General features: G+C 67.6%; 7 protein-coding genes and 3 pseudogenes. 5 read left to right on the top strand and 5 right to left on the bottom strand.

Going from position 1 to position 10,090, the window contains the following annotated elements; all coding sequences use genetic code 11:
- A pseudogene (locus CF68_RS39145) lies at positions 1–301 on the bottom strand (maltoporin); the annotation flags it as partial.
- Positions 302–830: 529 nt separating this feature from the next.
- Between CF68_RS39145 and CF68_RS08335 the strand changes: the two are divergent.
- The 3 genes and pseudogenes from CF68_RS08335 to dinB all read left to right on the top strand — a co-directional run bounded on the left by CF68_RS08335 (position 831) and on the right by dinB (position 4,173).
- On the top strand, positions 831–1,967 hold the full coding sequence (locus CF68_RS08335; RefSeq protein WP_035817386.1) for a TRAP transporter substrate-binding protein: 1,137 nt from the start codon (positions 831–833) through the stop codon (positions 1,965–1,967).
- Between the two features lie 151 nt (positions 1,968–2,118).
- Positions 2,119–3,040, top strand: a pseudogene (rarD, locus tag CF68_RS08330) (EamA family transporter RarD).
- Positions 3,041–3,093: 53 nt separating this feature from the next.
- The gene (gene dinB / locus CF68_RS08325; RefSeq protein WP_035817384.1) at positions 3,094–4,173 is read left to right on the top strand and encodes a DNA polymerase IV; all 1,080 of its coding nucleotides are present in this window, start codon (positions 3,094–3,096) and stop codon (positions 4,171–4,173) included.
- Between the two features lie 74 nt (positions 4,174–4,247).
- On the opposite strand, the gene CF68_RS08320 is transcribed toward dinB, so the two are convergent.
- Positions 4,248–5,267, bottom strand: a complete 1,020-nt coding sequence (locus CF68_RS08320) for a DUF2272 domain-containing protein (protein WP_035817381.1) — start codon at positions 5,265–5,267, stop codon at positions 4,248–4,250.
- Positions 5,268–5,506: 239 nt separating this feature from the next.
- Positions 5,507–5,785 (bottom strand): HU family DNA-binding protein, encoded by a 279-nt coding sequence (locus tag CF68_RS08315; RefSeq protein ID WP_010811309.1) that lies wholly within the window; start codon positions 5,783–5,785, stop codon positions 5,507–5,509.
- Positions 5,786–6,971: 1,186 nt separating this feature from the next.
- Between CF68_RS08315 and CF68_RS08310 the strand changes: the two genes are divergently transcribed.
- Positions 6,972–7,484, top strand: coding sequence for an SET domain-containing protein (locus tag CF68_RS08310; protein WP_035817378.1), 513 nt, complete (start codon positions 6,972–6,974; stop codon positions 7,482–7,484).
- 31 nt (positions 7,485–7,515) lie between these two features.
- Here CF68_RS08310 and CF68_RS08305 read toward each other — a convergent pair whose 3' ends face one another.
- Together CF68_RS08305 and CF68_RS08300 are read right to left on the bottom strand one after the other, a co-directional pair.
- Positions 7,516–9,144, bottom strand: a complete 1,629-nt coding sequence (locus CF68_RS08305) for a sensor histidine kinase N-terminal domain-containing protein (protein WP_369798858.1) — start codon at positions 9,142–9,144, stop codon at positions 7,516–7,518.
- 128 nt (positions 9,145–9,272) lie between these two features.
- Positions 9,273–9,925: pseudogene (locus tag CF68_RS08300) on the bottom strand (response regulator transcription factor).
- On the opposite strand from CF68_RS08300, the gene CF68_RS38125 reads away from it, so the two are divergent.
- Positions 9,848–10,072, top strand: a complete 225-nt coding sequence (locus CF68_RS38125) for a hypothetical protein (protein WP_235205699.1) — start codon at positions 9,848–9,850, stop codon at positions 10,070–10,072. The pseudogene CF68_RS08300 and the gene CF68_RS38125 overlap by 78 nt on opposite strands.
- Positions 10,073–10,090: the final 18 nt, after the last annotated feature.

Below are 10,090 nucleotides of genomic sequence, written 5' to 3'. Positions count from 1 at the left end.
GCGCGCTGCCGTCAGGCGGCAGGGCAGGCTGGGCAGCCGGCGCACCCGTGGTGCCTGGCACCGGTGCCGCTGGCACGGAGGACCCGCTGGCCGCGGGTGCCGCGTCGCCGGCGATCAGCGCCGCCAGCGGGTCCTCCGTGCCTGCTGAGGCCAGCGTGGCAGGCCCGGCGGCTTGCGCCGAACCCATGGTCACCACCGGCGGCACCGCCGGGCGCGGTTCGATGCGGGGCGGCGGCGTAGTGGCACTGGTCGTCGCATCCCCGGTCTGCGCGCACGCGACCAGGCCCCACGCGGCCAGCACGGCAAAACCGAGGCGGCGCAGGGGCAGGCCACCGCGTCCGGCAGGGCCAGGACAGAGCGGTGTGGCGGGAATTCGACGGGAGACTGGCGGCAATTCGGACAGCAATTCAGGCAAGCAACAACAATGGCCGGAGCAGGCAAGGGCTCCGGAGGCGGGACTGTTTTTTATCAGCCGACCCATTTGACCGCAAGCCGGGTTACAAAATCCATCACACTGTGCGACGTCTCACAATGCGAAAAACCCCCGGATATGGCGCGATTGACTAGCGAAAACCCGCACTTGCACGGTACCCCGTGGCGAAAGAGCCACCGCTATAATCGGCTGGCTTGTCTTTCGGGTAAGACAGCCCTTTGCCGTGGCCCGCGACCGGCGCCCGGCATGCAGGGCACGCCGCCGTGCCCGTTCGCAACAGGCACAGCGTTGCGCAAGCCGCCGTACCCCGGCGGCTGGTGCGTCACGGTCCGGCGCGCGGCATCATGCAAGCCGCGAGCCTGCATCCGAATCAATATCTATAAGAGGAGAAGTGGAGATGGAACGTCGTTCCTTTCTGTTGAAAGCGTCGGCCGTGGCCGCCACCGGGGCACTGGCCGCGTGCGGCAAGGGTGAAGAGAAGGCAGCGCCTGCCGCCGCCAGCGGCCCGGCAGCGCCGGCCGTGGTCGGCAGCAACCCGGCCGTGGAATGGCGCCTGGCCTCGAGCTTCCCCAAGTCGCTCGACACCATCTTCGGCGGTGCCGAGCTGCTGTCGGCCCGCGTCAAGGAACTGACCGACGGCAAGTTCAATATCAAGGTCTTTGCCGCCGGTGAAATCGTGCCGGGCCTGCAGGTGCTGGACGCGGTGCAGAACAACACCGTGCAGATCGGCCACACCGCCGGCTACTACTACTTCGGCAAGAACCCGACGCTGTGCTTTGACACCACGGTGCCGTTCGGCCTGACCGCACGCCAGCAGAACGCCTGGATGATGCAGGGCAACGGCATGAAGCTGATGCGCGAGTTCTTCAAGGAATACAACGTCGTCAACTTCCTGGGCGGCAACACCAACGCGCAGATGGGCGGCTGGTTCCGCAAGGAAATCAAGACCGTGGCCGACCTGCAGGGCCTGAAGTACCGCATCGCCGGCTTTGCCGGCGTGGTGCTGTCGCGCCTGGGCGTGGTGCCGCAGCAGATCGCCGGCGGCGACATCTACCCTGCGCTGGAAAAGGGCACCATCGACGCGGCCGAGTGGGTGGGCCCGTACGATGACGAGAAGCTGGGCTTTTACAAGGTGGCGCCGTACTACTATTACCCGGGCTGGTGGGAAGGCAGCGCGCAGCTGTCGTTCTACGCCTCGGCCACCGAGTACGAGAAGCTGCCGGCGCTGTACAAGCGCGCGCTGGAAACCGCCACCATCGAGGCGCACACCAACATGATGGCCAAGTACGACACGGTCAACCCGCAGGCGCTGGCCCGCCTGCTGGAAAACGGCGTCAAGCTGCGCCCGTTCTCCAAGGAGATCATGGAGGCCTGCTTCAAGGCGACCCAGGAATCCTACGCCGACGAAACCGCCAAGAACCCGTCGTTCAAGAAGATCTACGACGACTGGCGCGTGTTCCGCAACAACCAGGCCGCCTGGTTCAACGTGGCCGAGCAGGGCTTCGCCCAGTTCAGCTTCGCGCGCAAGCTGTAAGCGGCACACTGCCCCGGGCCGTCCGCGGCCTGCCGCAAACCCCATGTTCCCTCGGGAGCATGGGGTTTTTTGTTGGCCACGGCAGGCGGGCGCCCGCCGGGCGGGGATCGCGCGGCGCCGGTAGAATCGCCGGCATCTACCGGAAATCCCTATGCAACTCGGCATTCTCTACGCCCTCCTGGCCTACGTCATCTGGGGGCTGCTCCCGCTCTATATCAAATCGCTGCCCGGCATTGCGCCGCTGGAGATCCTGCTGCACCGGATGGTGTGGTCGCTGGTATTCCTCGGCCTGATCCTGACCTGGCGGCACCAGTGGGCGTGGCTCGGCCGGGTGCTTAAGGACCGGCGCCTGCTGCTGTCGTTCGGCGCCAGCGCGGCGCTGCTGTGCGCCAACTGGTTCCTCTACATCTGGGCGGTGTCGGCCAACCGCGTGGTCGATGCCAGCCTGGGCTACTTCATCAACCCGCTGTTCAGCGTGCTGCTGGGCGTGGTGTTCCTGCACGAGCGGCTGCGCCTGGTGCAATGGCTGTCGATCGCGGTAGCCGCGGCCGGGGTGGCCTGGCTGACGGTGGCGGCAGGCCAGCTGCCGTGGATCGCACTGGGGCTGGCGGCCAGCTTCGGCGGCTATGGCCTGCTGCGCAAGACCGGCGCGCTGGGTGCGCTGGAAGGGCTGTCGCTGGAGACGCTGCTGCTGTTCCCGCTGGCCGCGGCGGCACTGGCCTGGCTGTTCGCCACCGGCCAGGACAGCTTCACCCACGCAGCGCCGGGTACGCAGTGGCTGCTGCTGCNGGTGGCTGCTGCTGCTGGCCGGGCCGGTGACGGCGGTGCCGCTGCTGTTCTTTGCGGCCGGCGCGCGGCGCATTCCGCTGTCATTGCTGGGCCTGCTGCAGTACACCGGGCCGACGCTGCAGCTGCTGCTGGGCGTGTGGCTGTGGAACGAACCATTCCCGGTACAGAAGCAGGTCGGCTACGCGCTGATCTGGCTGTCGCTGGCCTTGTATGCGGCCGAGGGGCTATGGATGAATACTCGGCAGAAGCCCGCTATCATCCAGTCGATCAATGAACCTAACTAAATATCAAGACATTTCATTCGTCGCACAGATAACCAATACGGTGCCTGGCCACCATGTCCGCCCCGCCTGATGCCACTCCCTCGGTCCAGCGCAAGATCATCCATTGCGACTGCGACTGTTTCTACGCCTCGGTCGAGATGCGCGACGACCCCTCGCTGCGCGGCCGCCCGATGGCCGTGGGCGGCTCGCCCGACCGGCGCGGGGTGATTGCCACCTGCAACTACGAAGCGCGCGCCTTTGGCGTGCGTTCGGCGATGCCATCGGCACAGGCGGTCAAGCGTTGCCCGGACCTGCTGATCGTGCGCCCGGCGATGGACAAGTACCGCGAGGTCTCGCGCCGGATCTTCGCGATCTATCGCGAATACACCGCGCTGGTCGAACCGCTGTCGCTGGACGAGGCCTACCTGGACGTGAGCCTTTGCACCCGCCACGCCGGCAGCGCCACCCGCATCGCCGAGGAAATCCGCCAGCGTGTGCGCGATGAAGTGGGCGTGACGGTATCGGCCGGGGTGGGCCCGAGCAAGTTCGTGGCCAAGATCGCCAGCGACTGGAACAAGCCCGACGGGCTGTTCGTGGTCAAGCCGGCGGCGGTCGATGGCTTTGTCGCCGCGCTGCCGGTGGAACGCATCCACGGCGTGGGCAAGGTCACCGCGGCCAAGCTGCGGCGCCTGGGTGCCGAGACCTGCGGCGACCTGCGGCCGTGGTCGCCGGACAAGCTGCACCGCGAGTTCGGGGTCTTCGGGGCGCGGCTCTACAAGCTGTGCCGCGGCGTCGACGAGCGCGAGGTCACGCCCGAGCGCGAGCGCAAGTCCATCAGCGTGGAAGAGACCTATGCCGACGACCTGCCCGACCTGCAGGCCTGCATGGCCGAGCTGGAGCCGCTGGTCGCCATGCTCGAAGCCCGCATTGAGCGGGCACAGGCACACGACACCATCGACAAGCTGACCGTGAAGCTGCGCTTCTCTGACTTCCGCCAGACCACGGTGGAATGCCGCGGCCACGCGCCGGACCGCACTGTCTACGCGCGCCTGCTGGCTGAGGGCCATGCGCGCCGGGGTTTGCCGGTGCGGCTGCTGGGGGTGGGGGTAGGGACCAGCGACCGGGATACGTCGCAGCTGGAACTGTTCGACTGAGCGCAGGATTATTCCGGCGAATAATCAACGCACCTAAAATCCGGATACCTTGATAAATCGCATCAATAAACAAGCTACTGCAGGTCGTTGCGCATCACCAGCAGCCAAGGCATGTGCGAATTGGTGACGCCGTCGAGCCGGCCCGAATCGCCCAGCTCGATCTCCTCCAGCGACACCGACTGCTGGACATTGCCGCCGATGGCACGCACCACGCGCGTGGCCGGATCCACGCCGACCACGATGTCGCAGTGCATGGGCGTGGTGCCGAAGCCGATTTCGGCGATGTCCTCGAGATAGCGGTCGCGCCCGCGCCCCGCGCAGATGATGTCGCCGGGCCGGGGCATGGCGGGCACGGGCTCGATATGGAAGGCCGGCCTGGGCAGGATGCCATCGCGGGCATCGACCACGTACATCGAGTGCGACTGCCCGGTCAGGAACTGGCGCTCGTCCAGCCCCGCCTTGCGCAGCACCCATGAGATAAACACCGCCGACCAGGCCCAGGACCCCTGCGTCACCTGCCCGCAGCCGGGCGCTTCGCCGACGATGCCCCAGTAGCGGCGCGCCAGCGAGCAGCCCAGGGGCGTGGCTTCCATGCCGGTGCCGTCCGGAAAGGACAGGCAGCTGGCAGCGGGTGGCGGATTGCCGTTGGTCTTGGATTCGGTGTCGGTGGTGGCGGCAGCGGGTGCCCCGGCTGCCTCTGCGGTGGACGCTGGCTGGGCCTCCGGGATCTCTGGCAGTGGCGCAGGCAGCTCCGGTGCGGGCACCGGGCTGTAGGTGACGCAGGACGTGTCGTCCCGGCCCAGCCGGACCACCTGCCCGCCCCAGCGGGCCCATTCCTGCGTGGCGATCTCGACGATGCGTTCGCGCGGCGTGGCGCCCGGGCGCGTCACCGGCCTTTCGGGGTCGGGCAGGGCGCGCGCCTGCGGCCGCACCGGCTCGCTGACGGTGGTGCAGGCACTCAGCAGTGCCAGCGCCACGGCAACGCAAGCCGCGCGCATGGTGCCCGCAGCCTGTGGAGAAAGCTGTGGAACCGGCTGTGGAAAGCGCTGTGCATAACGCTGTGGAGATCTGCGGCGCGGCGGACGGGCAAGCATGGAGGCCCCATGTGGCACGGCACCCGGTCCGGCCTGTCATGGCCACGGCTGGACGCCTGTTGGAAGACTTCGCGCGCGATCGCTCCGATGGTGGATTCAGCGATGCGGCGGATACTGCAGAAAATCAGCTTACCGCTGTGGATAACGTCCCCCGCCTGGCGCTCGCCTGCGCCCTCGGGCACCGGGCGGCGGCATGGCGGGGTCTGACAATTCGGGCCCTGCAGTGCAGCCCGTCAGGCTCACTGGTTGACAGCGTCCTTGAACTTCTGGCCAGCCTTGAACTTCACGGTCTTGGCTGCTTCGACCTTGATTTCTTCGCCGGTACGCGGGTTGCGCGCCATGCGCTCGCCACGCTCGCCCTTGCTGAACGTGCCAAAGCCGATGAGGCTCAGCGTTTCGCCCTTGGCCACGGCGTCCATGATGGCCGACAGGGTCACGTTCAGTGCCTGTTCCGCCTTGGACTTGGTCAGACCGTCCACCCCGGCTGCGATAGCGTCGATCAGTTCGGTTTTCGTCATGCTTCACTCCGTATCGAGTTGATAAAACACAGGCGTCCGCATGCCGGGCGGCCTGGCTGGCACCGCTCCGGCAAAGACGCCGCGGGCCACATGATACCGTGTCGGACAAGGCGCACCGGGAACAGATTGTTACCTGGCAGTTTCCGCGAGGCCGCGCCAGGCTGGGCTTCGCGGCAAATCGACGCAGCCGGGTGCAGCCGTCGCAAGTGGCGGAAGGTGACGAAAGCGCCCTAAGGTGACAGGGCAGGGCACCCAAGCCCGCGCAGCGCGATGGCGGGCGGGCCGGGTGCCTATGCCCTCACCCATCCCTCGGCAGAGGCCCTCAGAGGCCCTCTGCGCACGCCCAGGCGTATTGGACAGGGTTGGAGAGCCTGTGATGGCCTGAAGCGCTTGCAGGCGCTCTGGCGGCCTCGGAGGCGCGGACTGCACTATGTTGCATGTTGTCGGATCACCGGGCCTGGCGGCGAACCGAGCGGCTATTCGGCCCATGCATGGCGCTTTGCAGGTCGGTTTACGGCCCGGCTCCAGATCCTGCCGGCAGCGTATACGCGCAAGTTGGTGTGATTGGGCGTATACGCCCGAGGTATACGCCCTCTCTTCAATCCCTAAACCTCAAAGTTTCGCGTTATCGCGAGGTTTACGGCCCCGGCCATTCGGATGATGCCTTGGGGGCATTCTTTTGCCGACGCCGTTGTCTCGTTCTTTCGGTTTACCTTTTTCTTTCATGTATACAAATAGTAGTAGTAAGTAAACACCCGCCCCCGCTGTGGAAAACCACGTAAACGTCTTTCGGTTCAACGGTTTACGTAAACGAGAAGTGGTCGTATCCAATGTTGGCCGAGGTGGATGACTCAGCCATCCGGAGGAGGTCAGTGCCGCACGCCCTCCGACTTATGCCTGAGGCATCCCCATGCCAGCCCCAGGCAGCCCACATCGAATCCGCGTGCTTGTCCACAGTTCGGGGCGAGGTTATCCACACGCCGGGACGTAAACGAGCGTCGCGGCTGGGGGGGGAATGGGTACCGTATACGTGCCAACTGCGACCAGGGGCGTATACGGTGAAGTCGCCGGAAAAGGGGCGTTACGTATACGTGTCACGGTTGCACCGGTATCATCCCCGATCGCGCCGGAACGGCCGGCACAGCGGGCCACTCAGGCACAACAGGCGACGAGCACGGAAAGGCAAATGGCGGACAAGGCAAAGCGCAAGGCAGCGGACGAGGGCAAGAAGAAGACGGCGAGCGACCGGATCGAGGTGCGCCAGTCAGGCGTGCACGGCAAGGGCGTCTATGCGATCGGCCAGATTGCCGAAGGCGAACGCGTGATCGAGTACAAGGGCGAGCACATTTCGTGGAAGAAGGCGCTGGAGCGGCATCCGCACGATCCCAGCGATCCCAACCACACTTTCTACTTCAGCCTGGACGACGGCAGCGTGATCGACGCCAAGTACGGCGGCAACCGCGCGCGCTGGATCAACCACGCCTGCGAGCCCAACTGCGAAGCGCGCGAGAAGAAGGGCCGCGTGTTTATCCACGCGCTGCGCGATATCGCCCAGGGCGAGGAGCTGTTCTATGACTACGGCCTGGTTATCGACGCGCGCTATACCGCCAAGCTGAAGAAGGAATTCGAGTGCCGCTGCGGCAGCCCGCAATGCCGCGGCACCATGCTGGCACCTAAGGATAAGAAGAAGGCCAAGTAAGGCGCGCGCCTGTACCAGCGCAGCAGCGGGTTCAGGCCACCGATCCCGGCGGTTCGCAGGGGATCCGGATCACGAAGCGCATGGTCGGCCGCCGTTCGGGCGCGCTGTCCGCGGCCGGTGCATCGCCGGCCGCACCCGGCACCGGCGGCACGTCCTCGATGCGGATGGTGCCCTGGTGCAGCGTCACGATCTCATGGACGATGGCGAGCCCCAGCCCGGCGCCGCCGCTGTGGGCCGCCCGCCCGCCACCCGGCTCGGGGGCGCGGTCGCCGCGGAAGAAGCGCTTGAAGACTTCCTCGCGCCGCTGCGGCGGGATGCCGGGGCCGTTGTCTTCCACCATCACCACCGCCATGCCACGGTGACCCATGGCCTCGCCGCCGGCGCGCACCGTGATGCGCCCGCCCGCCGGCACGTACTTCACCGCGTTATCGATCAGGTTGGACAGGGCCTCGCGCATCAGCAGCCGGTTGCCGCGCACCACCGCGGGCGCGCTGCCGGTGAAGGTGGGGCCGGGCAGGATCTCGAAGCCCAGGTCGATGCGTTGCGCCAGCGCCTGCGGCACCCACTCGGCGCCGGTTTCGAAGGCCAGCTCGGCCAGGTCGAAGTGTTCCACCGGCCCTAGACGCTCCAGCGACAGCCCCGGCTCGGCGCGCGCCAGCGACAGCAGCTGGTTGGACAGCCGCACCGCGCGGTCGGCGGCGGTCTGCACCTCGCGCAGCGCATGCCGGGCGACTTCCAGCGAATCGGCTTCCTGGGCCCGGTCGGCATGCAGCTTGACCGCGGTCAGCGGCGTGCGCAGCTGGTGCGCGGCATCGGCAATGAACTTGCGCTGCGCGTCGAGCGCATCGCGCAGCCGCGCCAGCAGCGCATTCAGGCCGCGGATCAGCGGCGCCACCTCGGCCGGCACCTGGGTCTCGTCCAGCGCGGCGAGCGAGCGGGCAGTCTGCCGGTTGAGCTTGTCGGCCAGGATCTGCAGCGGCACCAGTTCTTCCTTGAGCACGTGCGACAGGATCAGGCTGCCCACCAGCAGCAGCAGGATCAGCGGCACCGACACCGACAGCAGGATCTCGTTGGCGGCGGTCTCGCGCCGGTCCAGCAACTCCGCCACCTCCACCACGATCGGCCCGCGCGCGGCCTTGCCGGCCTCGCTGGTACCGAGTTCGTCGACCGCGGCGCTCGGCAGCATCACCGGCAGCCGCACCGCGCGCACCTGGCGGCCGCTGAACCAGGCGTAGAACAGGCGCGCATCGTGCAGCGTGGTCTGGCCGGTGCCGTAGCCCAGCCAGGTGTCCATGCCGCCGATCAGCCCGTCGGGGCCGTGGATGCGCCAGTAGATGCGGTCGGTGCCTTCGGCCTCGACCAGCGTCTGCGCGATCATCGGGATGTCCTGCTCCAGGCGCGGGCCGGCAATGCGGATCTGCTGGGCGATGTTGTTGGCCACGCCATACAGCGCGCGGTCGAACACCTGCGTGGTGTAGTGCGCCGCCAGCCAGTACGACAGCGAGCCGCTGGTCAGCACCAGCGCAAACAGCGGCGTGGCCAGTGCGCGCAGCAGGTGCACGCGCAGGCTGATGTTGGAGCCGGGGCGGGAGGCCTGGCGCGTCGCCGCGGGCGCAGGGGTGGCGCCCGCGGCGTCAGCCGCGGCGGAAGCTGGGGGCACGTTCCGCGTTGCGATGCGGGAGGCGGTGCGCCAGGAAACCCGGGAGGAGGTGCGGGAGCGAGGCCACATTGCCGGCTAGGCCGAAGGGCAGGGCCGCGTGTCGGGCAACCGCGGCGGCCGGAGCGGTTTCATTGTCCGGCGCGGATCTGCAGCAGGTAGCCGAAGCCGCGCACGGTGACGATCTCGACATCGCTGTCCTCGAGCTTCTTGCGCACGCGATGCACATAGACCTCGATCGCGGTGTCGCCCACGGTGTCGCCGCCTTCGCCGGCGGGGTGGGCAAAGGTGGCCAGGTGGTCCTGCAGCTGCGCCTTGCTGACCACGCGGCCCTGGCGCTGCAGCAGCAGTTCCAGCACCGCGAACTCGCGCGGCGACAGCTCCAGCGGGCGGGCGTCGATAAACATGCGGCGGTCNGGTCGTTGCCCGCCAGCCGCAGGCGCCCCAGGCGCACGTCGCGCTCGGGGGCGGCCTCGCCCTGCTGGCTGCGGCGCAGCAGCACGCGCACGCGCGCTTCCAGCTCGGGCAGGGCGAAGGGTTTGATCAGGTAGTCGTCGGCGCCGGCGTTCAGGCCCGAGAGCTTGTCTTCCAGTTCGTCGCGCGCGGTCAGGATGATGACCGGGGTGGTGCGGTTGCGGGCGCGGTAGCGCGCCAGCAGGGTCATGCCGTCGATGCCGGGCAGGCCCAGGTCCAGGATGACCAGGTCGTGCTGCTCGCGCAGCAGGTGTTCGGTGGCATAGACGCCGTCGTGGACGACGCGCATCTGGTGGCCAGCGCGGGACAGGCCGGCTTCGACGCCGCTGGCAATCTGGCGGTCGTCCTCGATCAGCAGGATACGCATGGCGGCAGCTCGGGCAGGAAGTTGGGCATGGCTGGAGGGAAGGCCTCTTGGCGCACACGGGAGGTGCGGGCCTGCCGCAGATTGTACTAGGCGCGGGCCCCCGCTTCC

The organism is Cupriavidus sp. SK-4, assembly GCF_000611125.1.
GTDB classification, from domain to species: Bacteria; Pseudomonadota; Gammaproteobacteria; order Burkholderiales; family Burkholderiaceae; genus Cupriavidus; species Cupriavidus necator.
This window is presented reverse-complemented; position numbering and strand designations above follow the sequence as displayed.

What these genes read in the sequence shown, in the direction of transcription:
- dinB (WP_035817384.1), top strand. Translation starts at nt 3,094, where the DNA reads ATGTCCGCCCCGCCTGATGCCACTCCCTCGGTCCAGCGCAAGATCATC.
- CF68_RS08320 (WP_035817381.1), bottom strand. Translation starts at nt 5,267, where the DNA reads ATGCTTGCCCGTCCGCCGCGCCGCAGATCTCCACAGCGTTATGCACAG.
- CF68_RS08315 (WP_010811309.1), bottom strand. Translation starts at nt 5,785, where the DNA reads ATGACGAAAACCGAACTGATCGACGCTATCGCAGCCGGGGTGGACGGT.
- CF68_RS08335 (WP_035817386.1), top strand. Translation starts at nt 831, where the DNA reads ATGGAACGTCGTTCCTTTCTGTTGAAAGCGTCGGCCGTGGCCGCCACC.
- CF68_RS08310 (WP_035817378.1), top strand. Translation starts at nt 6,972, where the DNA reads ATGGCGGACAAGGCAAAGCGCAAGGCAGCGGACGAGGGCAAGAAGAAG.